Origin of the sequence: Pseudomonas sp. DC3200b2, assembly GCF_049895785.1 — a bacterium.
GTDB lineage: Bacteria > Pseudomonadota > Gammaproteobacteria > Pseudomonadales > Pseudomonadaceae > Aquipseudomonas > Aquipseudomonas massiliensis.
In genome coordinates this window covers 188,242-213,602 of sequence record NZ_JAFCTA010000002.1, presented here as the reverse complement: position 1 = coordinate 213,602, position 25,361 = coordinate 188,242, and the positions used below count along the sequence as shown (strand labels likewise).

Annotated in this window: 33 protein-coding genes and 1 tRNA gene; 15 read left to right on the top strand and 19 right to left on the bottom strand. The window is 61.6% G+C overall.

The window, feature by feature from the left end; all coding sequences use genetic code 11:
• Positions 1-32 precede the first annotated feature (32 nt).
• The 8 genes from ACP691_RS06795 to thrS all read right to left on the bottom strand — a co-directional run bounded on the left by ACP691_RS06795 (position 33) and on the right by thrS (position 7,329).
• Positions 33-389 (bottom strand): MerR family transcriptional regulator, encoded by a 357-nt coding sequence (locus ACP691_RS06795; protein ID WP_040262871.1) that lies wholly within the window; start codon positions 387-389, stop codon positions 33-35.
• Positions 370-672 carry an integration host factor subunit alpha gene (gene ihfA, locus ACP691_RS06790; protein WP_002553164.1) on the bottom strand — a complete coding sequence of 101 codons (303 nt, stop codon included), beginning with the start codon at positions 670-672 and terminating at the stop codon, positions 370-372. Before ihfA ends, ACP691_RS06795 begins: the two co-directional genes overlap by 20 nt.
• A 3-nt stretch (positions 673-675) precedes the next feature.
• Positions 676-3,057 (bottom strand): phenylalanine--tRNA ligase subunit beta, encoded by a 2,382-nt coding sequence (pheT, locus tag ACP691_RS06785; protein ID WP_426198830.1) that lies wholly within the window; start codon positions 3,055-3,057, stop codon positions 676-678.
• Between the two features lie 27 nt (positions 3,058-3,084).
• Entirely contained in the window at positions 3,085-4,101 is a 1,017-nt protein-coding gene (pheS, locus tag ACP691_RS06780; RefSeq protein WP_426198828.1) for a phenylalanine--tRNA ligase subunit alpha, read from the bottom strand.
• A 108-nt stretch (positions 4,102-4,209) separates the two neighbouring features.
• Positions 4,210-4,566 carry a 50S ribosomal protein L20 gene (gene rplT / locus ACP691_RS06775; protein ID WP_040262863.1) on the bottom strand — a complete coding sequence of 119 codons (357 nt, stop codon included), beginning with the start codon at positions 4,564-4,566 and terminating at the stop codon, positions 4,210-4,212.
• 34 nt (positions 4,567-4,600) lie between these two features.
• A complete protein-coding gene (gene rpmI / locus ACP691_RS06770) occupies positions 4,601-4,795 on the bottom strand; it encodes a 50S ribosomal protein L35 (protein ID WP_009394045.1) in 195 nt (64 codons plus the stop codon).
• A gap of 60 nt (positions 4,796-4,855) precedes the next feature.
• Positions 4,856-5,407: a translation initiation factor IF-3 gene (gene infC / locus ACP691_RS06765; RefSeq protein ID WP_426199625.1), complete on the bottom strand. Its 552-nt coding sequence runs from the start codon at positions 5,405-5,407 to the stop codon at positions 4,856-4,858.
• Positions 5,407-7,329 (bottom strand): threonine--tRNA ligase, encoded by a 1,923-nt coding sequence (thrS, locus tag ACP691_RS06760; RefSeq protein ID WP_426198824.1) that lies wholly within the window; start codon positions 7,327-7,329, stop codon positions 5,407-5,409. The genes infC and thrS overlap by 1 nt, the downstream gene beginning before the upstream one ends.
• 301 nt (positions 7,330-7,630) lie before the next feature.
• Between thrS and ACP691_RS06755 the strand changes: the two genes are divergently transcribed.
• Both ACP691_RS06755 and ACP691_RS06750 read left to right on the top strand, forming a co-directional pair.
• Positions 7,631-7,930 carry a hypothetical protein gene (locus ACP691_RS06755; protein ID WP_426198822.1) on the top strand — a complete coding sequence of 100 codons (300 nt, stop codon included), beginning with the start codon at positions 7,631-7,633 and terminating at the stop codon, positions 7,928-7,930.
• A 182-nt stretch (positions 7,931-8,112) separates the two neighbouring features.
• Complete coding sequence (locus tag ACP691_RS06750; protein ID WP_003192493.1) at positions 8,113-8,325, top strand: cold-shock protein; 213 nt, start codon at positions 8,113-8,115, stop codon at positions 8,323-8,325.
• 87 nt (positions 8,326-8,412) lie between these two features.
• Here the strand turns inward: ACP691_RS06750 and ACP691_RS06745 are convergent, their stop codons facing one another.
• Together ACP691_RS06745 and ACP691_RS06740 are read right to left on the bottom strand one after the other, a co-directional pair.
• Positions 8,413-8,730, bottom strand: a complete 318-nt coding sequence (locus ACP691_RS06745; protein ID WP_426198820.1) for an I78 family peptidase inhibitor — start codon at positions 8,728-8,730, stop codon at positions 8,413-8,415.
• 131 nt (positions 8,731-8,861) lie between these two features.
• Positions 8,862-9,167, bottom strand: a complete 306-nt coding sequence (locus ACP691_RS06740) for a hypothetical protein (RefSeq protein ID WP_426198819.1) — start codon at positions 9,165-9,167, stop codon at positions 8,862-8,864.
• 243 nt (positions 9,168-9,410) lie between these two features.
• Here ACP691_RS06740 and ACP691_RS06735 point away from each other — a divergent pair, with 243 nt between their 5' ends.
• The gene (locus ACP691_RS06735) at positions 9,411-9,611 is read left to right on the top strand and encodes a DUF1654 domain-containing protein (RefSeq protein WP_052469353.1); all 201 of its coding nucleotides are present in this window, start codon (positions 9,411-9,413) and stop codon (positions 9,609-9,611) included.
• Positions 9,612-9,621: 10 nt separating this feature from the next.
• The gene (locus ACP691_RS06730) at positions 9,622-10,305 is read left to right on the top strand and encodes an endonuclease (protein ID WP_426198817.1); all 684 of its coding nucleotides are present in this window, start codon (positions 9,622-9,624) and stop codon (positions 10,303-10,305) included.
• On the opposite strand, the gene ACP691_RS06725 is transcribed toward ACP691_RS06730, so the two are convergent.
• Positions 10,306-10,869: an SPOR domain-containing protein gene (locus ACP691_RS06725; RefSeq protein ID WP_426198815.1), complete on the bottom strand. Its 564-nt coding sequence runs from the start codon at positions 10,867-10,869 to the stop codon at positions 10,306-10,308.
• A gap of 111 nt (positions 10,870-10,980) precedes the next feature.
• Between ACP691_RS06725 and ACP691_RS06720 the strand changes: the two genes are divergently transcribed.
• Complete coding sequence (locus tag ACP691_RS06720; protein ID WP_426198813.1) at positions 10,981-11,268, top strand: DUF6388 family protein; 288 nt, start codon at positions 10,981-10,983, stop codon at positions 11,266-11,268.
• A 151-nt stretch (positions 11,269-11,419) separates the two neighbouring features.
• Here ACP691_RS06720 and ACP691_RS06715 read toward each other — a convergent pair.
• A tRNA-Val gene (locus tag ACP691_RS06715) sits at positions 11,420-11,496 on the bottom strand.
• A gap of 188 nt (positions 11,497-11,684) precedes the next feature.
• On the opposite strand from ACP691_RS06715, the gene ACP691_RS06710 reads away from it, so the two are divergent.
• On the top strand, positions 11,685-12,968 hold the full coding sequence (locus ACP691_RS06710; protein ID WP_426198812.1) for an NAD(P)/FAD-dependent oxidoreductase: 1,284 nt from the start codon (positions 11,685-11,687) through the stop codon (positions 12,966-12,968).
• Between the two features lie 46 nt (positions 12,969-13,014).
• On the opposite strand, the gene ACP691_RS06705 is transcribed toward ACP691_RS06710, so the two are convergent.
• A complete protein-coding gene (locus ACP691_RS06705) occupies positions 13,015-13,692 on the bottom strand; it encodes a peptidase C39 family protein (RefSeq protein ID WP_426199623.1) in 678 nt (225 codons plus the stop codon).
• Positions 13,693-13,905: 213 nt separating this feature from the next.
• Between ACP691_RS06705 and ACP691_RS06700 the strand changes: the two genes are divergently transcribed.
• Positions 13,906-14,082, top strand: coding sequence for a hypothetical protein (locus ACP691_RS06700; RefSeq protein ID WP_426198810.1), 177 nt, complete (start codon positions 13,906-13,908; stop codon positions 14,080-14,082).
• 15 nt (positions 14,083-14,097) lie between these two features.
• Here the strand turns inward: ACP691_RS06700 and ACP691_RS06695 are convergent, their stop codons facing one another.
• A complete protein-coding gene (locus ACP691_RS06695) occupies positions 14,098-14,841 on the bottom strand; it encodes a TerC family protein (protein WP_426198808.1) in 744 nt (247 codons plus the stop codon).
• 107 nt (positions 14,842-14,948) lie between these two features.
• On the opposite strand from ACP691_RS06695, the gene nhaR reads away from it, so the two are divergent.
• Positions 14,949-15,860, top strand: coding sequence for a transcriptional activator NhaR (gene nhaR, locus ACP691_RS06690; RefSeq protein WP_426198806.1), 912 nt, complete (start codon positions 14,949-14,951; stop codon positions 15,858-15,860).
• 35 nt (positions 15,861-15,895) lie between these two features.
• Positions 15,896-16,540 (top strand): YceH family protein, encoded by a 645-nt coding sequence (locus ACP691_RS06685; RefSeq protein ID WP_426198805.1) that lies wholly within the window; start codon positions 15,896-15,898, stop codon positions 16,538-16,540.
• Here ACP691_RS06685 and ACP691_RS06680 read toward each other — a convergent pair.
• Positions 16,537-17,358, bottom strand: coding sequence for a shikimate 5-dehydrogenase (locus ACP691_RS06680; protein ID WP_426198803.1), 822 nt, complete (start codon positions 17,356-17,358; stop codon positions 16,537-16,539). The genes ACP691_RS06685 and ACP691_RS06680 overlap by 4 nt on opposite strands.
• 167 nt (positions 17,359-17,525) lie before the next feature.
• On the opposite strand from ACP691_RS06680, the gene ACP691_RS06675 reads away from it, so the two are divergent.
• The 3 genes from ACP691_RS06675 to pbpG all read left to right on the top strand — a co-directional run bounded on the left by ACP691_RS06675 (position 17,526) and on the right by pbpG (position 19,185).
• Positions 17,526-17,837 (top strand): hypothetical protein, encoded by a 312-nt coding sequence (locus ACP691_RS06675; protein ID WP_426198801.1) that lies wholly within the window; start codon positions 17,526-17,528, stop codon positions 17,835-17,837.
• A 91-nt stretch (positions 17,838-17,928) separates the two neighbouring features.
• Positions 17,929-18,108 carry a hypothetical protein gene (locus ACP691_RS06670; RefSeq protein WP_426198800.1) on the top strand — a complete coding sequence of 60 codons (180 nt, stop codon included), beginning with the start codon at positions 17,929-17,931 and terminating at the stop codon, positions 18,106-18,108.
• A gap of 165 nt (positions 18,109-18,273) precedes the next feature.
• Positions 18,274-19,185: a D-alanyl-D-alanine endopeptidase gene (pbpG, locus tag ACP691_RS06665; RefSeq protein WP_426198798.1), complete on the top strand. Its 912-nt coding sequence runs from the start codon at positions 18,274-18,276 to the stop codon at positions 19,183-19,185.
• A gap of 50 nt (positions 19,186-19,235) precedes the next feature.
• Here pbpG and ACP691_RS06660 read toward each other — a convergent pair whose 3' ends face one another.
• On the bottom strand, positions 19,236-19,679 hold the full coding sequence (locus ACP691_RS06660) for a hypothetical protein (RefSeq protein WP_426198796.1): 444 nt from the start codon (positions 19,677-19,679) through the stop codon (positions 19,236-19,238).
• Between the two features lie 202 nt (positions 19,680-19,881).
• Here ACP691_RS06660 and ACP691_RS06655 point away from each other — a divergent pair, with 202 nt between their 5' ends.
• From ACP691_RS06655 to ACP691_RS06645, 3 genes are read left to right on the top strand one after another with little or no spacing between them, the layout of a single operon-like run.
• A complete protein-coding gene (locus tag ACP691_RS06655) occupies positions 19,882-20,568 on the top strand; it encodes a response regulator transcription factor (RefSeq protein WP_040262824.1) in 687 nt (228 codons plus the stop codon).
• Positions 20,546-21,940: a sensor histidine kinase gene (locus ACP691_RS06650; RefSeq protein ID WP_426198794.1), complete on the top strand. Its 1,395-nt coding sequence runs from the start codon at positions 20,546-20,548 to the stop codon at positions 21,938-21,940. Before ACP691_RS06655 ends, ACP691_RS06650 begins: the two co-directional genes overlap by 23 nt.
• Positions 21,937-22,596, top strand: coding sequence for a response regulator transcription factor (locus tag ACP691_RS06645; protein ID WP_426198792.1), 660 nt, complete (start codon positions 21,937-21,939; stop codon positions 22,594-22,596). The genes ACP691_RS06650 and ACP691_RS06645 overlap by 4 nt, the downstream gene beginning before the upstream one ends.
• Before the next feature lie 2 nt (positions 22,597-22,598).
• On the opposite strand, the gene ACP691_RS06640 is transcribed toward ACP691_RS06645, so the two are convergent.
• Genes ACP691_RS06640 through ACP691_RS06630 form a run of 3 tightly spaced genes read right to left on the bottom strand, consistent with a single transcriptional unit; the run spans position 22,599 to position 25,356 of the window.
• Positions 22,599-23,375, bottom strand: a complete 777-nt coding sequence (locus tag ACP691_RS06640) for an enoyl-CoA hydratase (protein WP_426198790.1) — start codon at positions 23,373-23,375, stop codon at positions 22,599-22,601.
• Between the two features lie 22 nt (positions 23,376-23,397).
• Entirely contained in the window at positions 23,398-24,582 is a 1,185-nt protein-coding gene (locus ACP691_RS06635; RefSeq protein WP_426198788.1) for an acetyl-CoA C-acyltransferase, read from the bottom strand.
• 12 nt (positions 24,583-24,594) lie between these two features.
• A complete protein-coding gene (locus ACP691_RS06630) occupies positions 24,595-25,356 on the bottom strand; it encodes an SDR family NAD(P)-dependent oxidoreductase (RefSeq protein WP_426198787.1) in 762 nt (253 codons plus the stop codon).
• Positions 25,357-25,361 lie beyond the last annotated feature (5 nt).

The window sequence follows — 25,361 nt, the reverse complement described above, 5'->3', positions numbered from 1 at the left end:
ATTATGAAAGCTTTTTCTCCAATTTTTTTCGCTCATTTCTTCAGCACGTAGAGAACGTCTTCCAGCTCGCTGATCATCTGACGGATAAGCTGCTTGTACTGGGTAGTGTCTTCCTTGGCCTCGTCACCGGAGAGGCGCAGACGCGCCCCGCCGATGGTAAAACCCTGGTCGTACAGCAAGGCGCGGATCTGCCGGATCATCAGGACATCCTGCCGCTGATAATACCGTCGATTGCCGCGACGCTTGACCGGATTGAGCTGGGGGAACTCCTGTTCCCAGTACCGAAGCACATGGGGTTTCACCGCGCACAAGTCGCTGACTTCACCAATGGTGAAGTAGCGCTTGCCGGGGATGGGCGGGAGCTCGTCGTTATGACTTGGTTCCAGCATAGGCTTCTACTCGGGCCTTCAGTTTCTGCCCTGGACGAAAGGTGACGACACGGCGCGCGGTGATCGGAATTTCCTCACCCGTTTTCGGGTTGCGGCCCGGCCGCTGGCGCTTGTCTCGGAGGTCGAAATTGCCGAAACCCGACAATTTCACCTGTTCGTTGTCTTCGAGCGCATGCCGGATCTCCTCGAAGAAGAGCTCGACCAATTCCTTGGCTTCGCGCTTGTTCAGGCCCAGCTCCTCATAAAGACGTTCTGCCATTTCAGCTTTCGTCAGAGCCCCCATACGTCACTTCCTTAACGTGGCGTTCAACCTGTGTTCGAGCGAGGTGAGGATTTCAGACGCGGTCGCATTCACCTCATCGTCGTTAAGAGTGCGTGATGGATGCTGCCAGGTCAAGCCAACGGCAAGGCTTTTTCTATGCGGATCAATGCCTTTACCCTGGTACACGTCAAACAGTCTCAGGTCGGTCAGCCACTCACCCGCCGTCTCGCGAATTACCGCCATCACCGCCTCACTGGACACCGCCTCATCCACCACCAGGGCGAAGTCACGGCGCACTTCGGGGAAGCGGGACAGTTCCTTGAACCTGGGCAAGCGCCCTTCCACGACCTGATCCAACACGAGCTCGAACACATAGACCGTGCGATCGAGGCCCAGTTTCTTTTGCAGTTCCGGATGCAGGGCACCTATATAGCCGACTTCCCGGCCGTCGCGCTCGATGCGCGCGGTCTGCCCAGGATGCAACGTTGGATGGCTGCCTGGCGTGAAGGTGAAAGCCCCCAGGGCACCCGCATGGCCGAGCACGGCTTCCACGTCTGCCTTGATGTCGAAGAAATCGACTTTCGCATCGCCCTGGGCCCAGCCTTCAGGCAAGCGCGTGCCACACGCGACCCCGGCCAGCATCGGCTCTTGCTGGAGCTCGCCCAACTGGCCCACGAAACGCAGGCCACTTTCGAACAAGCGCACGCGGGTTTGCTGGCGGTTAAGGTTGTGCTGCAGGGCCTGCACCAGTCCTGGCCAGAGGGAAACTCGCATGGCGGCCATGTCCGAGGAGATCGGGTTGGCCAGGGTCAGCGGCTTCACGCCAGGGCTGAACAGCTCGAACAGCTTGGGATCGATGAAGCTGTAGGTGATCGCCTCCTGGTATCCACGCGCAACCAACAGGCGACGCAAGGCCGGCAGCTCGGCCTTGGCCTCGGTACGCAATTGCGGCGCCAAACGTGCCTGGGGATAACGGACCGGCAGGCGGTTGTAGCCATACAGGCGAGCCAGCTCTTCGATCAGGTCGACTTCCAGGCTCAAGTCAAAGCGGTGGCTTGGCACGGTCACCGACCATTGCCCGGGGCCCTGCGCCGTGACGCCAAGCTCCAGCCCCCTGAGCAAGCCTTCGATGGTGGCAACGCCCAGGTCCAGGCCGAGCATCTGCTCGACGCGCTCGGCGCGCAGCGTGACGGGCGCCATCTTGGGAAGGTGCGCCTCGGCGGTCGCGTCCACGATAGGACCGGCTTCGCCACCCACGATTTCAAGCAGCAACGCGGTTGCGCGCTCGATCGCTTCCTGGGCCAGATTGAAGTCCACGCCCCGCTCGTAGCGATGGGATGCATCGGTATGCAGGCCATAGGAGCGTGCCTTGCCCGCCACCGAAACAGGCTCGAAGAAGGCGCTTTCCAGGAACAGGTCACGGGTGGACGCAGTGTTGACGCCACTATGCTCACCGCCCATTACACCGGCAATGGCCAGGGGACGCTCGTGATCGGCGATCACCAGGGTGTCACTACGCAGGGTCACTTCCTGACCGTCGAGCAACACCAGCTTTTCCCCTTCGTCGGCCATCCGTACCCGCACGCCGCCTTTGATCTGGGCGAGGTCGAAGGCATGCATCGGCTGGCCGAGCTCCAACATCACGTAATTGGTGATGTCCACGGCGGCGTCGATACTGCGCACATCGGAACGACGCAAGCGCTCCACCATCCACAAAGGGGTCGGGCGACTCAGGTCGACGTTGCGAATGACTCGGCCAAGATAGCGTGGGCAGGCGGCCGGGGCCAGCACTTCAACCGAACGTACCTCGTCATGGGCCGGCACGAGCGTAACCGCCGCGGGACGCGTGACAGGCTCGGCATAGAGCGCCCCCACTTCACGCGCCAGGCCGGCCAGGGACAAGCAGTCGCCGCGGTTGGGCGTCAGCCCCAGTTCGATGATCACATCGTCCAGGTGCAGGTACTGACGCAAGTCCTGGCCGATCGGCGCATCACCGGGCAACTCGAACAAGCCATCATTGCCCTCGCCCACTTGCAGCTCGGCCTGGGAGCACAGCATCCCGTTGGATTCGACGCCGCGCAGCTTGGCCTTCTTGATCTTGAAGTCGCCAGGCAGCTGCGCGCCGATCATGGCGAAGGGGACTTTCAGGCCAGGCCGCACATTGGGCGCGCCGCAGACCACCTGGAAGGTCTCGCTACCGTTGCTGACCTGACACACTCGCAATTTGTCGGCATCCGGGTGCTGCTCGGTGCTCAGCACCTCACCGACGACCACCCCGCTGAAGGCACCGGCCACGGGGGTGACGCTATCGACTTCCAGCCCGGCCATGGAAAGGCGGGCCACCAAGTCTTCGCGGCTTACCTGCGGGCTCACCCAGCCGCGCAGCCACTGTTCACTGAATTTCATGCTGTGCTCCAGAAAATGTCGTTACGGCTAGCGGAATTGCGCGAGGAATCGCAAGTCGTTGTCGAAGAACAAGCGCAAATCGTTGACACCATAACGCAACATGGCCAGACGCTCGGCTCCCATGCCGAAGGCGAAGCCGGAGTAGGTTTCCGGATCGATTCCGGACATCCGCAGCACGTTGGGGTGAACCATGCCGCATCCCATCACTTCCAGCCAGCCGGTCTGCTTGCAGACGCGGCAGCCGCCGCCGCTGCAGATGACGCACTGGATGTCCACCTCGGCCGATGGCTCGGTGAAGGGGAAGAAGGACGGACGGAAACGTACCGCCAGCTCCTTCTCGAAGAACACTCGGAGGAACTCCTCGATGGTGCCCTTCAGGTCCGCGAAATTGATATCGCGGTCGATCAACAGCCCTTCCACCTGGTGGAACATAGGGGAGTGGGTCAGGTCCGAATCGCAACGATAGACGCGTCCTGGGCAGACAATGCGAATCGGCGGCTGGCTGGCTTCCATGGTCCTCACCTGAACCGGCGAGGTATGGGTTCGCAACAGCATGTTTGCATTGAAATAGAAGGTGTCGTGCATGGCACGAGCCGGGTGATGCCCCGGAATGTTGAGCGCCTCGAAGTTATGGTAGTCGTCTTCCACTTCGGGGCCTTCAGCGATGCCGTAGCCAATATGGGTGAAAAACTGTTCGATGCGCTCGAGGGTACGGGTGATCGGGTGCAGCCCGCCACTGGCCTGGCCGCGACCCGGCAGGGTGACATCTACTCGCTCGGCGGCGAGACGAGCATTGAGTGCCGCCTCTTCGAAAGCCGTCATCCGGGCATTGAGCACCTCGGTGACACGCTCCTTGGCTTCGTTGATCAGCGCCCCGACCCGGGGCCGCTCTTCGGCCGGCAGGTTGCCGAGGGTCTTCATGACCTGGGTCAGCTCGCCTTTCTTGCCGAGGTACTGAACCCGGATCTGCTCCAGGGCATTGATGTCTTGCGCATTGTGCACGGCCTCCAAAGCTTGGCTGACCAGCGCATCCAGGTTTTCCATGTAAAGGCTCCAGATACGAAATAGGGGAAGAGCGCAGGCCCTTCCCCTATTCAAAGACGTTCAACACCCTTGCCTACCAAGGCAGGCAAGGGTGATTGTCGGGGATACTCAAGCCAGCGAGGCTTTAGCTTTCTCGACAATCGCAGCAAACGCCGCTTTTTCGTTCACTGCCAGATCAGCCAGAACCTTACGGTCGATCTCGATGGCTGCCTTTTTCAGGCCAGCGATCAAACGGCTGTAGGACAGGCCGTTGGTACGAGCACCAGCGTTGATACGGGCGATCCACAGAGCGCGGAACTGGCGTTTCTTCTGACGACGATCGCGGTAGGCGTATTGGCCAGCCTTGATGACGGCTTGCTTGGCAACGCGGAAGACGCGCGAACGCGCACCGTAGTAGCCTTTGGCAAGTTTCAGAATTTTCTTGTGACGCTTACGGGCAATGACGCCACGCTTAACACGAGCCATGAGTTATATCCTCTATCTTTGACCGAAAACGGAATCAACGAACGCGCAGCATGCGCTCCACTTTTGCCACGTCAGACGGATGCAGCAGGCTGCTACCGCGCAGTTGACGCTTACGCTTGGTGGACATCTTGGTCAGGATGTGGCTCTTGAAAGCGTGTTTGTGCTTGAAGCCGGAAGCGGTTTTCAGGAAACGCTTCGCGGCACCACTTTTGGTTTTCATCTTTGGCATGTTCGGATACTCCGCATTCAGTGAATAAACATAACCACAAGGCCTGCCGTGCCCTGGAGGTTACTTCTTGCGTTTGGGGGCGATGACCATCAACAGCTGGCGTCCTTCCATCTTAGGCTGCTGTTCAACGGAGCCGTATTCGGCGAGGTCGGTTTCGACTCGCTTCAACAGCTGCATGCCCAGCTCCTGGTGGGCCATCTCACGGCCACGGAATCTCAGAGAGATCTTGGCCTTGTCCCCATCACTCAGGAAACGTACCAGGTTGCGCAGTTTTACCTGGTAATCCCCTTCTTCCGTCCCTGGACGAAACTTGATTTCTTTTATCTGGATCTGCTTCTGGTTCTTCTTGGCTTCGTTGGCCTGCTTCTTCTTCTCGAAGAGGTGCTTGCCGTAGTCCATGACCTTGCAAACGGGCGGCTGCGCGTCAGCGGAGATCTCCACCAGATCCAGCTTCGCTTCTTCAGCGATACGAAGCGCTTCATCAATAGAGACGATGCCAATCTGTTCACCGTCAGCACCGATTAACCGGACCTCGCGAGCCGAGATGTTCTCGTTGATCGGTGCCTTGGGCGCAGTTCGTTTATCCTGTCTCATTTCACGCTTAATAATGATTACTCCAAATCTTGGCGACCACGCCGGGAAACCGCCTGCGCAAGGTGCTGCTGGAATTGCGCGACCGGCATCGAGCCAAGGTCCGCGCCTTCGCGTGTGCGCACGGCGACAGTTTGCGTCTCCACCTCGCGGTCCCCGATGACCAGCATGAAGGGCACCTTGAGCAGAGTATGCTCGCGGATTTTAAAGCCAATTTTCTCGTTTCTCAAGTCGGACTTGGCACGGAAGCCGCTTCCATTGAGAATCCCTTCCACTTCACGGGCAAAAGCCGCCTGGCTGTCGGTGATATTCATGATCACCGCCTGGGTAGGCGCCAGCCAGGCCGGGAAGGCGCCGGCATAGTGCTCGATCAGCATGCCGATGAACCGCTCGAAGGAGCCGAGGATGGCGCGATGCAGCATGACCGGGCGCTTGCGGCCGTTGTCTTCGGCGATATAGCTGGCGTCCAGACGCTCCGGCAGGTTCGGGTCGTACTGCAGGGTGCCGCACTGCCAGTTGCGCCCGAGGCAGTCTTTGAGGGTGAATTCGATCTTCGGCCCATAGAACGCGCCCTCGCCAGGGAGGTATTCCCAGGGCAGGCCGGAATCGTCCAGCGCGTCGGCCAGGGCCTTCTCCGCGCGATCCCAGAACTCTTCCGAACCCACACGCTTGGCCGGGCGGGTGGAAAGCTTCATGGTGACGTCGTCGAAACCGAAGTCCTTGTACACCTGCATGGTCAAGCTGATGAAATCGGCCGATTCCTTCTTGACTTGATCCTCGGTGCAGAAAATATGCGCGTCGTCCTGGGTGAAGCCGCGCACGCGCATGATGCCGTGAAGCGCGCCCGACGCTTCGTTACGGTGGCAGGAGCCGAATTCGGCCAGCCGCAACGGCAGGTCGCGGTAGGATTTCAAACCCTGGTTGAAGATCTGCACGTGGCAAGGGCAGTTCATCGGCTTGACCGCGTAGTCGCGGTTCTCCGAATGCGTGGTGAACATGTTTTCAGCGTAGTTGGACCAATGCCCGGAGCGCTCCCAGAGCACGCGATCCACCACCTGGGGGGTTTTCACCTCTACATAGCCATGCTGGCGCTGCACCTGACGCATGTGCTGCTCCAACACCTGATAGATGGTCCAGCCGTTGGGATGCCAGAACACCATTCCCGGCGCCTCTTCCTGCAGGTGGAACAGGTCCAGCTGCTTGCCGATGCGCCGGTGGTCGCGCTTTTCAGCCTCTTCGATCCGCTGGATGTAGGCGGCCAGCTGCTTCTTGTCCGCCCAGGCGGTGCCGTACACACGCTGGAGCTGCTCGTTCTTCGCATCGCCACGCCAGTAGGCCCCCGACAGCTTGGTCAGCTTGAACGCTTTCAGGAAGCGGGTATTGGGGACATGGGGCCCACGGCACATGTCCACGTACTCTTCGTGGTAGTACAGGCCCATGGCGGTTTCATCCGGCATGTCCTCGACCAGGCGCAGCTTGTAATCCTCGCCACGGGCCTTGAATACCTCGATGACTTCGGCGCGCGGGGTCATCTTCTTGATGACGTCGTATTCGGTATCGATCAGCTCGCGCATGCGCGCCTCGATGGCCGCCATGTCATCCGGCGTGAAGGGCCGCTCGAAGGCGATGTCATAGTAGAAGCCTTCCTCGATCACCGGGCCGATGACCATGCGCGCGGTCGGATAGAGCTGCTTGACCGCATGGCCCACCAGGTGCGCGCAGGAGTGGCGAATGATTTCCAGCCCCTCCTCGTCCTTTGGGGTGATGATCTGAAGGCTCGCATCATTGCTGATCAGGTCGCAGGCATCGACCAGCTTGCCGTCCACCTTGCCGGCCACCGTTGCCTTGGCCAGGCCGGCACCGATGGAAGCAGCCACTTGGGCCACGGTCACGGGATGATCGAACGAACGCTGACTGCCGTCAGGAAGAGTGATGTTTGGCATGGCGCCTCCTCTCCTAGTGGTGACCCCTACCAAAGGTCACGTGGGTTGGGATGAGCCAGTACAGGATTCGGTGGTATGCCTGCCTCACAGTGGCAGGAGCCGAAGGCCAACCAATGACCGAACCGGAGTGACTGGAAATGAACGTTGAGCCGCTCCCTTGAGCGGGGCGACCATCCTAGCACAGGACCGGCCAATGACGGCTGTGCTTTCTGGGCAAACCTGGCAGATGCGCTGAACTTGCCAGGGGCAACCGTCTCGAATGGACGTGAAACCTCGCGAACCCTGTCCGAAGGAGCCTGTCATGCGCCTGCCTTACTCCCTGATTCGCGCCGCCTTGCCGCTGGCGATGCTTTGCCCCCTGATGGCGCACGCCGCGTGGCCCGGCGGCGCTCGCGAGCAGTACATGAACGACTGTGTCGCCACCGCAAGACAGCAAGTGGACGCCAGCACGGCCACGGCTCATTGCAGCTGTGGCGCCGACGTGATCGAAAGGCAGTTCAGCACCGCGGAAATCCAGCAACTGATGAGCAAGGCCCCGCCGCCCACGGTGGAGTTGCGTGATCGCTTGCAGAAAGAGGTCAGCGTCTGCCGGGCCAAGTAATGTTCACTGGCAGACAGGTTTTCCTGACCTGGCGCATGGAAAGCCGTCGTGGGCGAAAATATTTATCCGCTTTTCCCGACGACAGGGGTTACCAATGCGCGGTTTGTGTCTATGATGGGTCAAGCTTCGCTCGATTGAGCGTCGCCCGCACCAGATAATTATGTTTCTTGGAGATACACCCCATGTCCAATCGCCAAACCGGCACCGTCAAGTGGTTCAACGATGAGAAGGGCTTCGGCTTCATTACCCCGACTGGCGGTGGTGATGACCTGTTCGTCCACTTCAAGGCGATCGAATCCGACGGTTTCAAAAGCCTGAAAGAAGGTCAGACCGTTTCTTTCGTGGCTGAGAAAGGCCAGAAAGGGATGCAGGCCGCGCAGGTTCGTGGCGAGTAAGACACCGCCGCTTACGATGCCGGAAAGCCCGTCAGGAGTACCGCATGAAGCGGCGCGCCTGGCGGGCTTTTCTTTGTCCGGCGATTGTCAGCCACAGTTGGCGCGAATGATCTTACCGGTTTCATCGGCGTTGAGATTCAGCCGCTCGGAGCGATAGTCCAGCGTTACCGCATCATGAGGGCCGAGGATGCGCGCCATCATCGAGCCCGACCGGGCCTTGGCCTGCTCGAGAAGCACCTTGGATGCCTGCTGACCCACCGCGAACTGTGCAGCCTGCGCATCGCACCGGCCAGCCGATGCCACTGGAGCACCGTCCCCACCCGCCGAGGGCTGTACCCCATCCTTGGAACAACCCGCCAGTACGCCGACCAGGGCCAATGCCAGCCCGGTTTTCACCACACCCATGAAGCCTCCTCAAGAACAAAGGGTTGCTCAGCTGCGACCACACCAGGACCGGGAGGTTGCACATAGAGTGTGCCCGCTGCGCCGCGAATTTCCGCGCGAGTAACGGTGACAGGATATTTCAGCGGATCGCATCAGTAGATATCCAGGTAGTCCGAGTACGGCTCAGGCCAGTTGCTTTGCAAGGCGGCCTGTATCTTCGCAACCCACGCATCATCCGCTGCTGCGGCTGGGCCGACGCACCCGGATCCCGCCGCCCAGGTTTCCAGACGAAAGCGCACCCCTTGCAAGGCCTGACCCCCAACCGCCGTACTGGATAGCCAGGCCATGCCCCTATCGCTTACACGCAACTGGCAATGTTGACGATCATCGCCCCGAGCCAGGAGCTGGCGCACCGCCTCCATACTGGGCTGGCCTGGCAAGTTCAGATCTATTTCCATGAACGCTCGCTCGATTAAGCCATGACCAAGAATAATCGACCCTCATCTGGCTGATAAGTAGCCTCGCCCACTGCGGCCTACTTGCAGCGCCTGCCAGACACATAACCAGCCTTCTTGACGAATAAGCGCAGCGGGTTGCGAAAAATACGCATACTCACTACTGTATGCGCATACAGCAACAAAAGGAAACACCTGGTGACTGTCTCCGCCGCCCTTTTCGCCGCAGAAAATTCTTATGAACGCATGGCCTTGCGTGTTCAAAAGATCATTAACGCCCCGCCAGCGCAGCGCACCCGCTCCGCGCTGCTCTTCAAGCAGCCGGATGAATCCCCTGAGGATTGGCGCAGACTGCTCGACGAAATCGCTGAAAACGATAACGTGACCCTCGCATGGCGAGACGATGGCGGCATCCAGCTGTTCTGGGTGGTACAAAGCGATGATTGAACGCGGTGCAATGACGAGTCTTGCAGCTCTTTGCCTGGCCTTGGCGCTCCCGGCGCAGGCGGACGCCCCTAGAACGTTCGCGGAGGCGAAGAAAGCGGGCTGGCGGCTGTACGCGCCTCAGTCGACGGAGTTTTACTGCGGCTGTAAATACAGCGGAAACAAGGTAGACCTCAAGGGCTGCGGTTATGTGCCCCGCAAGAACGCTGCCCGGGCGTCGCGCATCGAATGGGAGCATATCGTACCGGCCTGGCAGATCGGCCATCAGTTGCAGTGCTGGCAGCACGGAGGCCGCAAGAACTGCGCCCGCAACGATAAGCGCTACCAGCAGGCCGAGGCCGACCTGCACAACCTGGTCCCGAGCATTGGTGAAGTCAACGGCGATCGTAACAACTTCAGTTTCGGCTGGCTGCCGGAGCGCTCCGGCCAATACGGCAGCTGCCTTACCCAGGTAGATTTCAAGGCCCGCAAGGTCATGCCGCGACCAACCATCCGGGGGATGATCGCCCGAACCTACTTCTATATGAGCAAGCGCTACCATCTGAAGCTGTCACGCCAGGATGCACAGCTCTATCAAGCCTGGAACAAGACGTATCCTGTCCAGGCCTGGGAGCGACAACGCAATCAACGGGTAGCCTGTGTCATGGGCCACGGTAATGAGTTCGTCGGGCCCGTTGACCTCAAGGCGTGCGGCTGATCAAGGAGCCGGGTGCGGCTGTACGTCGGATTCGATACCCTGGCTGGCCATCAGCTTTTCACGCGTGGCTTCGGCCTCGGCGCGATTGGCGAAGGGGCCGAGGTAGATCCGTGGCTTGCCATCCTGGTTGGCGACGCTGGCCACGAACCCATGCTCGACGAGGCGCGACATCATGTCGGTGACCGCGCCCCGGCTGTTGTCGGCGATGACCACGTCCCACCCATGAGCGGCCTCGGCAGCCGTGGCGGCGGCGCCTTCGCTTTGTGCCAGGGGTGCGCCACAAGCGGCGCGCACTACGATATTGGTACCATCGCGGTCGATGACCGCCTCATATCCGTTGTCGGTCTTGATCGCCACATAGCTTTGATAGCCGCCGTAGTTGCCCGCCGCATCCTTGCTCTTCACCTGTCCGCAGACATTGCCATTGGACGTGGTACGCACATTGGTGAATTTCGCCGAGGCTGGATTTTCCAGCTGGGCAGCCACAGCCTTGTGCCCCTCCTCCGGCGCGCTTCCACACCCTGCCAGAGCCAGAACCACAGCTACCGTCAATACTTTACGCACACCATCGTCTCCCATCGTTCGAGACCGGCATTCTAACACTCCCAACGACTCTCGGCCTCGAGCTCGGGCTGTGGCATCATGCCTCCATTCTTACTCACGGCGCGAACCCTAATGCTCAACGATGCACAACAACAACTTGCCTATGACCGCTTCCTGGCCGCCCACCCGGAGCTTGTTGAAGAAATAGGCCCGCTGGCTGCACACGAACGCCAGCAGCAAGTAGCCTGGGCGTTCGAGGACGAAGCTGAAGCGCGAGGCCTTGAGCCTTGGGAATACACCCTTGAGTTGACCGCAAGCGGTCCTGAAGAGCTGGCCCAGATGAGAGAGGCTGTACATCGGCAGGTTGCCGAAGCCCTGGGAATGGCTTGGGAAGACTATCGAACGCTCAACGGATTGTAGGACTCAGCAGAGCTGCCGCTCCGGCAGATACCCTTAGGCCTTCGCTGGCGGCATCCGCCAGCTGGCGCGGCTTTTTGCTCTCGGAAGAAATAACTCCAAACGAAAAAGGGCGACCCTTATGGATCGCCCTTTTAATGCCGGACGGCAGATATGGTAGGCACAATTGGACTCGAACCAACGACCCCCACCATGTCAAGGTGGTGCTCTAACCAACTGAGCTATGTGCCTGCTATGGATGCGCATTCTACTGAGGCGTACGCTATTGTCAAGGCAGTATTTCCGTAACCTTCTGAAATCCCGGTAAAATCTCGTACCGCCGCCAACGCAGCGGCCTCGAATGTCGCCGCTGGCGGTGATGAGTAAATTGGGGTAGCATTCACGCCGTCGTCAAGAATATTAAACAAAAGGTTGCTGAAATGGCGAACACCGCTTACCCACCTTCCTATTATGCCGCGTCGGCCAATGCCGCCCCAGCCCGCCCAGTCTTGCAGGAAGCTCTCGAAACCGACGTATGCGTCGTGGGGGCTGGCTACACCGGCCTGTCCAGCGCCCTGCATCTGCTCGAACAAGGCTTCAGGGTGGTCGTTGTCGAAGCCGCCAAGGTGGGCTTCGGGGCTTCTGGTCGCAACGGCGGGCAGATCGTCAACAGCTACAGTCGCGACATCGATGTGATCGAGCGCACCGTTGGCAAGCGCCAGGCCGAGCTGCTGGGCGCCATGGCCTTCGAGGGCGGCCGCATCATCCGCGAACGCGTCGCGCGCTACAACATTGACTGCGATCTCAAGGACGGCGGTGTCTTCGCCGCGCTCACCAGCAAGCAGATGGGCCATCTGGAATCGCAGAAGCGTTTGTGGGAGCGCTACGGCCACACCCAGCTGGAATTGATGGACCAGCGGCGCATTCGCGAAGTGGTAGCTTGCGATCAATACGTCGGCGGCATGCTGGACATGAGTGGTGGGCATATCCACCCTCTCAACCTGGCGCTTGGCGAAGCGGCGGCCGTGGAATCCCTCGGCGGACGCATCTTCGAGCAAACCCCGGCCACGCGAATCGACCGAGGCCCGAACCCGGTGGTGCATACCCCGCAAGGCCAGGTCAAAGCCAAGTTCGTGATCGTGGCCGGCAACGCCTACCTGGGCAATCTCGTCCCTGAATTGAGCGCCAAGTCCATGCCTTGCGGAACCCAGGTGGTGACCACCGAACCCTTGGACGACGAACTCGCGCACAGCCTGCTGCCCCAGGACTATTGCGTGGAAGACTGCAACTACCTGCTCGACTACTACCGCTTGACCAGGGACAAGCGCTTGATCTTCGGTGGCGGCGTGGTCTACGGCGCGCGCGACCCGGCCAATATCGAGGCCATTATCCGGCCGAAGATGCTCAGGGCCTTCCCCCAGCTGAAGAACGTGAAGATCGACTTCGCCTGGACCGGCAACTTCCTGCTGACGCTGTCGCGCCTGCCCCAGGTCGGGCGTATTGGCGACAGCATCTATTATTCGCAAGGTTGCAGCGGCCACGGCGTCACCTACACACACCTGGCCGGCAAGGTGCTGGCCGAGGCGCTCCGCGGCCAGGCCGAGCGCTTCGATGCCTTCGCCGCGCTGCCACACTACCCTTTCCCGGGCGGGCATGCCTTGCGGGTACCGCTATCGGCCCTCGGCGCCTGGTACTACAGCCTGCGTGACAAGCTGGGCGTCTGACGCTGGGCAGCGGTATCGCCGAGGTGGCTTCACCGCCTGCGCCGGGCTAGCGCCTGGTCAACGCTGCCAGGGCCTGCCTGGCAGCGTCTTCCTGTCCCGCCTGCCCCAGCCGGGCCGCGGCCTGCCGCCAACGAGCCTCATCCACTCGGGCAGGCAATTGCCCGGGCGGCTGTACCAGCACTGCCCAGGCGCCATCCTCTCGCCAGGCGGAAATGAAGTCGGCGAACGACATCGGTTCGCGGCGCTGCTCGCCCGAGCGCAGCACTACCAGGCTCTTGAAGCGATCGTAGCCTACCAGCAATGCATAGCGTGGCGAGCCCCAGAGCCGCCCACCGCTTCGGTAGCGCACCAGTACCGGGTTACCTCCCGCCACCTCGGCCAATAGCGCCTGGAACTGATCCTCCATGGGGTAAACCACGAAACCATAGCGTCGAGCAGCCTCGGCGATACTTTCCCCTAGCGCGTTGCCTTGCGCCTCAAGGCCCAGGGTTGGCGCGACCATGCCAGGGGTCACACTTACTCCTCGCTGACGCAGTAGCGCCGCCAGGGCTGTCGGCGCGCCGGCATTGGCCTCGCCTCGATAGAACGGCACGGCAGTCAATTCCACGCGGTCGGGAAGCCCGCTGATCCTGGGAGCGGCGCGGTCCGCGCAGCCCGCCATGGAGGTAGCCAGCGCAATCGCCAGGAGTGCTCTGCCGTACCGGTTAAATATCTCTGACGCCATGGTGTTCCTCTCGAACGTCTCGGGAGATGGTTCCGAATTGTCGGCATGATAGGCGGTGAGAATCTTCAGGTACAGCGAGGTAACCGGGCCCCTGAAAAAGCCGTAGCGAGGCGGGTGCATGGGTGCCACTCGTCACAGCTCGGAAACATAGTGGCCACTAGACTGCTCTTATGACAAACGCCTGCGTTTGTTGAGCGAGAAGGAGGTACCCTGATGAGCCTGACAGTGGCGATAGTGATGATGATACTGGCGTGGCTCCTGGCGGCCGCCGCCATGCTGTGGGGCGTGCTGCGGATCGCTCGGCGCCATCATGGGCCGACCCCGGTGGCGAAGCAGCCCACGGCCCGCCGCCCTGGGCCGACGCGGCATCAAGCCGCGCACGCCCATTGAGGGTGGAGAGGGTTTCTACTCCACGGCACGCTTGCCACGGGCACGCCGGGCCCAGAGATTGAGGCATTCGATCGCCGCCGAGAACGCCATGGCAGTGTAGATATAGCCTTTGGGCACATGGGCGCCGAAGCCTTCGGCGATCAGGGTCATGCCGATCATGATCAGGAAACCCAGCGCCAGCATGACGACCGTCGGGTTGGCGTTAATGAAGCGTGCCAGCGGCTCAGAAGCGAAGAGCATCACCAACACCGCCACGATCACGGCAATTACCATGATCGGCAAGTGCTGGGTCATGCCTACGGCTGTAATGATGCTGTCGACCGAGAAGACCAGATCGAGCAGGAGGATCTGGCCTATGGCCGCGGCCAGGCCCATGGTCACCTTGGCACTGGCCTTGTCGTCCGCCTGGGCCACCGGGTCCACGCTGTGGTGAATCTCGGTGGTGGCTTTCCACAAGAGGAACAGCCCGCCCGCGATGAGGATTACGTCCTTCCACGAAAAGCCGTGACCGGCAATCTCGAAAACAGGCTGGGTCAGCGTGACGATGAAGGCCACGGTACTCAACAAGGCCAGGCGCAGGATCAGCGCCATGCCGATACCCAACCGCCGTGCCTTGGTCTGATGCTCGACCGGCAGCTTGTTGGTCAGAATGGAGATGAAAATCAGGTTGTCGATACCCAGCACCACTTCCATGGCAATCAGCGTGGCCAATGCAGCCCAGGCGGCGGGGCTTGTGGCCAATTCCAGCAAATACTCCATCTTGGCGCTCCAATTCAAAAGGTATGGCCTTAAGTGTAGATCGCCTTATACTTCTAGAAAATTCGTATTTCCAAGCTCATTCGTTCGGATTTTCCTAATAGTTCTCTATGCTCAATTATCGCCAGCTGCATTACTTCTGGATGGTTGCCCGTACCGGCAGCATTGCTCGGGCCTGCGAACAATTGAACCTGACCGCCCCAACCATAAGCGGTCAGCTTGCCCTGCTCGAGCAGGGCCTGGGCATGCGCCTGTTTCAACGGGTAGGGCGGCATCTTGAGCTTTCCGAGGCGGGGCGGCGAGTATTGGCCTACGCCGAACCCATGTTCGAGGCGAGCGCGGCCCTGGAAGCGATGATCCGCTCCGAACCAGGTCAGCAACCCATGCCTTTCCGGGTCGGCGTGGCCGATGTCGTGCCTAAGTCCATTGTCTATCGCCTGCTCGCCCCCACGATGCAGCTCGACGCACCACCGCTGCGGCTCAATTGCCGGGAAGACAAACTGGAGCGTTTGCTGGCCGACCTGGCCATTCAGCGTCTGGACCTGGTGATCTCCGACAGCCCCGTCCCCGCCCAATTGGACATCAAGAGCCGCGCCATCAAGCTCGGCGAGTGCGGGATCGCTTTCTTCGCTACCGAGTCGCTGGCCGCGGCCTGCGCCGGCGCATTTCCGATGTGCCTGAACGGCGCGCCCTTGCTCATTCCAGGACCGCAGAGCGTAGTCCGCGGACGGCTGCTGCGCTGGCTGGAAGACGCCAGGGTTGCCTGCCGAATCGTTGGAGAATTCGACGATAGTGCCCTGATGCAGGCCTTTGGCCTGGCCGGCAGTGGCGTGTTCGTAGCGCCACGAGTCATCGCCGATGATCTGGTGGCGCAGGGCCAGGTGCGCCTGCTCGGAGTAACCGATGCCGTGACCGAATCCTTCTTCGCCATTTCCGTGGATAGAAGGGTCAATCATCCGGGTACAGTGGCGGTAACCGAAGCCGCCCGAGAGGGCTTGTTCCAGTATCCAGAGTCAACATGACAGCCTACCCGCCCCCTTCACAAGGAACCCTGACCATGACCGACGACCCTCTCGAGCCGCAACGACCGGATCTGACGCCGATAGACATCCGTATTCTGGGGTGCCTGGTCGAGAAACAGGCCGCCAGCCCGGAAAGCTATCCACTGACATTGAACGCCCTGGTGCTCGCGTGCAACCAGAAAACCAGCCGCGAGCCGCTGATGCAGTTGGCGCCCGCAGACCTGAGCCAGCGCCTGCGGATCCTCGAAGCGACGGGGCTGGTACGCCTGGTGATGGGTAGCCGCGCCGATCGCTGGGAGCATCGCCTGGACAAGGCGCTGGAGCTGGTGCCGGCCCAGGTCGCCCTGCTCAGCCTGTTGTTCCTCAGAGGCGCTCAAACCCTGGCCGACCTCTTTACCCGCAGCAGCCGCCTCTATGCGTTCGACGATGCCGAACAGGTGCATCATCAACTCGAGCGGCTGGTCGGACGGGGCTATGCGCAGGCGCTGCCGCGCCGTCCTGGTCAACGTGAAGGTCGTTATAGCCACGGCTGGGTCGACCCCGCGCAAGCTGCCGAACCGGCTTTTGCCACTGTTGGGGCAGATAGCATGGACGGCGACCGACTAGCGATGCTGGAGGCACGAGTCGCTGCGCTGGAGGAGCGACTCGCCCGCGTGGCAGGGGCCCCGAGCGAGGATTAGCCCGCCGCGGCGAAAGCCGTCGCTTCGGCTACAAGTTCGGGCGTGGGCCGCACGCCGGTATAGAGCGCGAACTGTTCCAGGGCCTGGAGCGCCACCACCTCTTGTCCGGTGATGCATGACTTGCCGGCTGCCTCGGCTGCAAGGATCAGGGGTGTGCGAGGAGGAAGCGCCACGACATCGAATACCCACTGAGCTTGGTCGATCGCTACCTGGTTGAATGCCAGGGTATCCGCCTCAGGGCCACCCGCCATGCCCAAGGGCGTGACGTTCACCAGCAGGTCCGCCTCCAGGCCGGCATCGTCGGCACGCCACTGGTAACCGCAACGTTCAGCCAATGGCTGGCCGGTCTGCCGATTGCGCGCGATAAGGGTACCGTGGCGGAAGCCCGCGTCGCGGAAGGCACAGGCCACTGCCTTGCCCATGCCCCCACTACCTCGAAGGGCGAGCCGTAGGTCCCGGTCCAGCCCATGTCGCTCGATGAGTTGACGAATGGCGATGTAATCGGTGTTGTAGGCCTTCAAGGCCCCGTCATTGTTGACGATAGTATTGATGGATTCGATCGCCGCCGCTGAAGCGTCCATCTCGTCGATCAGCGGAATGCTCGCTTCCTTGAAAGGCATCGAAACGGCGCAACCCCTGATGCCCAGCGCACGTATGCCGGCAATGGCAGCGGGCAGGTCCGTGGTGGTGAAGGCTTTGTAGAAGTAATCCAGATCCAGCGCCTGGTAGAGATAGTTATGGAAACGTGTACCGAAGTTGCCAGGCCTCGCGGCGAGTGACATGCAAAGCTGGGTATTCTTGTTGGGGAAAATCGCCATTGTATATCCATCAAGTAAGTGAATGGTAACGCCGCCCACACAGTGAACTTACATAACCTTTACCGTTGCGAGCCATCAGTTCCAACTCTTTCGCTGTCATAGTGTGTACGGCAGTCCCAGGACCCATTACGGGTCACAGGCGCCCCGTCGTATTACGAGGAACCATCATGATTCGTCATCTACCCAAAATCGCCCTCCTGGTTGGCGCCCTGAGCCTGGCCGGCCAGGCATCAGCTCATGGCGGCGGCATTGGCCCAGGTGTGCTTGGCGCGGTACTGGGTGCCGCGGTCGTGGGGGCGGTCGTCGCCCGCCCCGGTCCGGTCGTGGTCCAGCAACCGGTGTACGTCGCTCCACAACCGGTGTACGTCCAGGCTCCGCCGCCGCCGGTGTACTACCAGCCGGCGCCGGTCTATGTAGCGCCACCGCCACCGCCTGGCTATTACGCGCCCCATCCTTATTATGGTCCGCCGCGCTGGTAATGTGGCCATTCCCGGTGCCTGGTCCAGGCGCCGGGGTGTGCGTCATCGCCGGCTCGCTCATTGAGCGCATTGGGTCCGCGAGGTTCCACTCATGCTTTCATTTCGCATCATGTGCGTAGTAGGTAGCGCCGTACCGGAAAGCGTCAGAGACCTGGGTCTGCTGGTGTGCTGGTACGTAGTCAGCGAAGGTGTGGCGGTAAGCCCGCCGTTGCTGTCGCGCATAGCGGCCGAGGACTTCAGTCGACGCCTCGCCGGGGCTGTCGCCGCCTGACAGGAAGATGTATCGCCCCCCTGCCCCGCCGGTAGCCGACCACAGGCGGGATGAAGAAAGATTTAGCCTGCCGGGCAATCGACAGGCACTTGGCCATAAATTTACAATGACGGCCACTTTCCATGGCAGGACGCCAGACTTCCTTCCTTCTTGCGAGCTCTCTTCGTGAAAAACCGTTTTTCCGTGTTGACCCTGTGTTTGCTGCTCGCGGGTAGTTGCGTCACGTCGAATGTCTCCGCCGCCGAGGCACCGCCGAAGCGGGACCCTTCCCAGTTGCACCTGGCCTCGCATAGTGCCCTGCTGATAGATCTGCAAACCAATCAGGTCATGTACCAAAACAACCCGGATCAGGTAGTTCCCATCGCTTCGGTCACCAAACTGATGACCGCCATGGTGGTATTGGACGCGAAGCAGTCCATGAGCGAAGAGCTGACTGTCGACATCAGTCAGACACGGGAAATGAAAGGCGTTTTTTCCCGGGTGAAGCTGGGAAGCACACTCAACCGCCATGACATGTTGCTCATCGCCCTGATGTCTTCGGAAAACCGCGCCGCGGCCTCGCTGGCGCACCACTATCCGGGCGGCTATGGTGCCTTCATTGCCGCCATGAACGCCAAGGCCAGGTCGCTGGGCATGGCGCACACCCGCTACGTCGAGCCTACCGGCCTATCGGAGCAGAACGTGTCCACGGCGCGGGACCTGAGCAAGCTTTTGGTGGCGGCGAGGCGCTATCCGATGCTTTCGGAACTGAGCACCACCAAGGAAAAGACAGTGGCGTTCAAGAAGCCCAACTATACCTTGGGCTTCCACAATACCGACCACCTGCTGAACCAGAAGAACTGGGACATCCAGATCACCAAAACCGGCTTCACGGATAAGGCGGGGCACTGTCTGGTACTGGTTACCAACATGGGCGGACGCCCGGTCGCGATGGTGATACTGGACGCGTTCGGCAAATACACCCATTTCGCCGACGCCAGCCGCCTGCGCACCTGGGTGGAAACCGGGCGCAGCGCCAAGGCCCCGGCAGTGGCCATGCAATACAAGGCCGAGAAGCATCGCCAGCTAGCGGACTGACATGGCATCCCTGCCGAGTCGCATCAGCTCGCCGCAGCCGGCGCTCCCAGTCAGGCCGTGGTATTGACGCTGGTTCCACTCGTGCTGCCTCCCTCCTCCACCAAGGCTTGCAGCAAGGCGGCCGTGGCGGTCTGCAGGGCGCTGTTGGTAGCGGCGACCTGCGCTTGGGCCGTGGCGACCTGCGCGGCTTTCTGTTGATCGCTGGCGTCGCTGGCCATCGCTTGCTGCAGAGCCTTTTGGTCCCTGGCCAGCTGCTTTTGCAGTTCGGCAATCTGCTCCTGAAGCCTGGTTACCGTATCCGATGCGCTGCTACTGGCGTTATCGCTGGTACCAGCGCCGCCGGCAGGCGCAGCTCCCTGGGCTTGCTGACTCGACGTTGCCGTCGTAGCGCTGGCTTGCGTATCGGCAGTGGATGCCGTGGCAGCCGTGCTGGATGCGCTCGGGCTGTAGCCCTGGATGTTCAGGTGTGAAGCGATGGTGGACAGGCTTGTCATAAGCAATCCCATGGACGGTTTATTGGCCTGCTATGCATCGGCCACCGCGGCGCAGCCTTTAGCACGATTTGGTAACAAGCCTGGTACCGTCATCACAGGCGGCAGACCAGAATGTCGGGCAAGATGAAATAATCTTCAACTCGCCATGGCCGCAAACTTGGCACAATGCCACGGTCCGCTTTCGAATCTGCAGGTAGCTTCCATGACACGTGTACTGACCATCGAAGACGACGCGGTGACCGCCCGCGAAATCGTGGCTGAGCTAAGCAATCATGGCCTTGAAGTCGACTGGGTCGACAACGGTCGCGAAGGACTGGTCAAAGCCGTGAGCGGCGCCTACGACGTCATCACCCTGGATCGGATGCTGCCCGAGCTCGATGGTCTGGCCATCGTGACCACCATGCGAACCATCGGTGTATCCACGCCTGTGTTGATGATCAGCGCGCTGTCTGATGTAGATGAGCGGGTACGCGGCCTGCGCGCCGGCGGTGACGACTACCTGACCAAGCCCTTCGCGTCGGACGAAATGGCTGCGCGGGTGGAGGTGCTGCTGCGACGCAAGCAGGCCGGAGCCGCTACTCAGGACAATACCCTGAAGGTAGCTGACCTGCAGCTGGACCTGATCACCCGAGAAGCTCAACGAGGCGGTCAGGCACTGAACCTGCTGCCGACCGAATTCAAGCTGCTCGAATTCCTGATGCGCAATGCGGGCCAGGTGCTGACGCGCATGATGATCTTCGAAGAAGTATGGGGATATCATTTCGACCCTGGCACCAACCTTATCGACGTCCATATCGGCCGCCTGCGCAAGAAGATCGACCCGGCCGGCCTACCGCCGTTGATCAAGACGGTGCGGGGGTCTGGCTATGTCATTGCCGAACCCCTCTAAGGGTTGGCGCTCCTCCAGCAGCCGCCTGCTGGCGCTCTACAGCTTCCTGTTCGTGGCCTGGAGCAGCATCCTGCTGGGGGTGCTGTACTTCGAGGTTTCCGACTACCTGAACAGCCTGGCCAGACAATCCCTGATGCAGCGCCAGCACCTGTTCGCCCGCTTCGCCGGACGCGATCTCGAAGATGCCCTGGCCGCCAGCCAGGCGTTCGACGATCGTGCCTTCGATGCCTATGGTCTGTTCGACGACGAGCTCTATCATCTGGCCGGAGAGCTGCGCCGTATCCCGCGCGGCCTTGCCCTGGACGGGGACATCTACGAGCTTGAGGATTGCATCGATTCCAACGACCCGAAGCTGCCTCAGGACAGCTGTGCCGCGGTTGCCATGCCGACCCGGGACGGACGCTGGCTGGTTCTGGTACGGGATAATGGCTCGGTGTTCGCCGTTACCCACATCATCCTACGCGCGCTGCTCTGGGGCATTTCCCTGACCATTCTCCCCGGGGCAGCGGGTTGGCACCTGCTTCGGCAAAGGCCGTTGCGGCGCATACGGCAGATCCAGGCCAGCGCCGAAGCCATCATGGCAGGCGACCTCGCTGGTCGCCTGCCATTGTCCAACCGACGCGACGAGCTCGACATGCTGGCAGCCATCGTCAATGCCATGCTCGACCGCATCGAAAAGCTCATGTTCGAAGTCAAGGGCGTATGTGACAACATTGCCCATGACCTGCGCACGCCCCTGACCCGGCTGCGCGCACAGCTGTACCGCATCAAGCAGCAGACCGAAGATGGCTCCAGCCAGGCCCAGCAGCTGGACCAGGCCATAGCCGATACCGACATTCTAATGGCGCGTTTCCGGGGCCTGCTGCGCATTTCTGAGATCGAGGATCATAGGCGGCGCTCCGGCTTCGTTGAGCTGGCACCGCTGGAACTGCTCAATGAACTCCATGATTTCTATCTGCCGTTGGCCGAAGAGGGTGACCTGGTGCTGACCCTGGAGGCCCAGCCCGAGTTGCCGCTGATAATCGGCGACCGCGCCTTGCTGTTCGAAGCCCTGGGTAACCTGCTCAGCAATTCGATCAAGTTTACGCCCCCTGGAGGCCAGGTGGTGCTGCGCGCGATCCGCCATCGAGACAGTACGCGCATCAGTGTCGAAGATTCAGGTCCCGGCATCCCCGAGCAGGAACGTCAGGCGATCTTCCAGCGCTTCTACCGTAGCGATGACTCGGCCCAGGGCGGTTTCGGGCTCGGGCTTTCCATTGTCGGCGCGGTGGTGAACCTTCATGGTTTCAGCCTCGAGGTTACCGACAGCGCCCTCGGCGGCGCCAGCATGGTGCTGGACTGCCGCCCCACACACGCATTGGTTGCCACATGAACCTTCTCTACATTACCGAACATCCCGACCCCAGCCTGATGCAAGTATTTGCCGACCAGGCCGGCGGGATCGTCAGCACCGCACCGGAACATGCCGACCGGCACCTGCACGGCCGGTATGGGTTCATCGTACTGGATCTACCACAGGCGCGCCCGGAACTGCTGAGCAAGGCCATGGGCCACCGTGGCCGGGCCCGCCTGCTGGTGCTGCTCGGGCAAAGCGATTCCAGCACCCGGGCGCGGGTGTTGCAAGCGGGGGCGGACCTATGCCTGCCGAGGCCCTTGAGCCCGGAAGAAATGCGGGCTCGCATGCAAGCGCTGACCCGCGAGCATGCTGTGCCTGCCAGCCCTCCAGGCCAGGGCTTGTGGTTATCCAGCAACAGATTGCTGTTAGGCAATGGCACTGCCCAGCAGAGCGTCACGGTTACCGAACAGAAGCTATTGGCGCTGCTCGCGCAACAGCATGGCCCCCTCAGCCGCAAAGCGATCGAGGAGCACCTCTGGGCCAGTGGCGAGCCTTCCCGCGGCCCGTTGATCGAGCGACACATCTGCAACCTGCGACGCAAGCTGAGCGAGCTGGGCTCGCCCTATGCCCTACAGACCGTCCGCGGTTTCGGCTACTGCCTGAATGAACCCTTGCGCCTGCGTACCGACTGATCCTAGCGGTGACTGAAGCCAGGCTTTCGCTTCTCGACGAAAGCCTGCATGCCTTCCTTCTGGTCCGTGGTCGCGAAGGCGGCATGGAACAGCCGGCGCTCGAAACGGACGCCTTCAGCCAGGCTACCCTCGAACGCCCTGGCTACGCTTTCCTTGACCATCATGCTCATGGGTAACGACTTTTCAGCGATCACCGCGGCGACCTTCAGCGTCTCGTCGAGCAGTTCCGCGGCCGGCACGATGCGCGCCACCAGCCCGGCGCGCTCTGCTTCCTGAGCATCCATCAGGCGACCGGTCAGGCAGAGCTCCATGGCCTTGGCCTTGCCCACGGCGCGCGCCAGGCGCTGGGTGCCGCCCATGCCCGGCAGCACTCCCAGGTTGATCTCCGGCTGGCCGAAGCGCGCTGTGTCCGCGGCCAGGATGAAGTCACACATCATGGCCAGTTCGCAGCCACCACCCAACGCATAGCCGGCAACGGCGGCGATCAAGGGTTTGCGCCGCGCCGCGATCCGATCGGCCTCGCGGAACAGGTCATCCATGTAAATGGCAGGGTATTGCAAGCTCGCCATTTCCTTGATGTCAGCCCCGGCGGCGAAGGCCTTTTCCGAGCCGGTGATCACGATGCAGCCGATATCCGCGTCGCGCTCCAGAATGTCGAGCGCATCGTTGAGCTCGGCAACGACCTGCGCGTTCAATGCATTGAGGGCCTGGGGCCGGTTGAGGGTCAGCAGACCTACCCGGCCACGCCGCTCTACGATCAGGGTTTCATAGGTGACCATGAAGCATTCCTTGAGTGAGAGGTTAATCCAGACATTCCAGGGCCACGGCCGTGGCTTCGCCGCCACCGATGCAGATAGCGGCCACGCCTCGCCTCAGGCCGCGCTGGCGAAGCGCCGAGACCAAGGTTACCAGGATGCGCGCGCCCGACGCGCCGATCGGATGGCCAAGGGCGCAGGCGCCGCCGTTCACATTAAGCCTGTCATGGGCGATACCCAGCTTGCCCATGCACACCAGGGCGACCACCGCGAAAGCTTCGTTGATCTCGAACAGGTCCACGTCGGCCAATGCCCAGCCCGTTCTACTCATCAGCTTCTGGATCGCGCCCACCGGCGCCACGGGGAACAAGCCCGGCTCATCGGCGAAAGCCGCATGCCCATGGATCGCCGCCAGGGGCCGCAGCCCCCTGGCCAAGGCCTCGCTCTGGCGCATCAGCACCAGCGCGGCGGCCCCATCGGAGATGGAACTGGCGTTGGCCGCCGTCACCGTACCGTCCGGACGAAACGCGGGCTTGAGCGTTCTGATTTTTTCGGGCCTTGCCTTCGGTGGTTGCTCATCCTCGCTCACCCAACGCAACGTCTTCCCCTCCGGCGCCTGAACCGGCACGATCTCTCCCTGGAAGCGGCCACTGGCCATGGCTTCGCGTGCTCGCTCCAGAGACGCCAAGGCGTAGACATCCTGCGCGTGACGATCGATGCCCTCACGGGTGGCGCAGTCTTCGGCGTAGGTACCCATCAACCGGCCTGGCTCATAGGCATCCTCCAGGCCATCGAGAAACATGTGGTCCAGCACCTGGCCGTGGCCCATGCGATAACCCCCCCTGGCCTTGGGCAGCAGATAGGGCGCGTTGGACATGCTTTCCATGCCACCTGCCACCACGGCTTTCAAGCTGCCGGCCATGAGCTGGTCATGGCCAAGGATCACCGCCTGCATGCCCGAGCCACACATCTTGTTCAGGGTGGTGGCCGGTGTATGCCTGTCGAGACCCGCGGCCAGAGCAGCCTGGCGAGCCGGCGCCTGGCCAAGTCCGGCTGGCAGCACACAGCCCATGAGCACGTGATCTATGTCCTGGGCGCCAAGGGCAGCGCGCTCAATCGCCGCGGCGATGGCGGCGGCGCCCAGCTGGGTCGCGTGCACGCCACCGAGGCTGCCCTGAAGCCCGCCCATGGGCGTACGGGCAATGCTAACGATGCAAACAGGATCATTCATCTTCTGTCTCCTTCAGCGCGCCGCCATGCGCAAGGCGCCATCAAGGCGGATCACTTCACCGTTGAGCATGTCGTTGGCGATGATATGCAAGGCCAGGGCCGCGTACTCGGCCGGTGTCCCCAAGCGTGCCGGGAAAGGAACCGACGCTGCCAGTGAAGCGCGCACCTCCTCGCTCATGCCCGCCATCATCGGCGTTTCGAACAACCCTGGAGCGATGGTCATCACGCGAATGCCGTGGCGTGCCAGCTCCCGCGCCGCTGGCAAGGTAAGACTGGCAACAGCGCCTTTCGAAGCAGCGTAGGCCGCCTGGCCGATCTGACCGTCGAACGCCGCCACTGACGCGGTATTGACGATGACCCCTCGCCCGCCGTTCGTATCCGGATCATTCCGGGCCATGGCCGCCGCGGCCAGACGCAACATGTTGAAACTGCCCAACAGGTTCACCTGGATAACCCGGGCGAAGCGCTCAAGGTCATGAGGGCCGTCCCGGCCAAGAATGCGTTCACCCAGCACCACGCCCGCGCAGTTGACCAGCCCGTGAAGGCTGCCGGCCTGGGCGACCGCCGTATCCACCGCCCGCTGCGCCTGGGCCGCGTCGGTGATGTCGGCCGCTACCGAGGTCATGCCAAGTTGCTCGGCGACAGTGGCAACGCCCGCCTGGTTCAGGTCCAGGAGCGTGACCCTGGCACCTGCGCCTACCAGGGCGCGTGCCGTTGCCGCCCCCAGCCCGGACGCCGCGCCGGTGACGATGAAATGCTTGTTCACGGGGTCCATGGGGC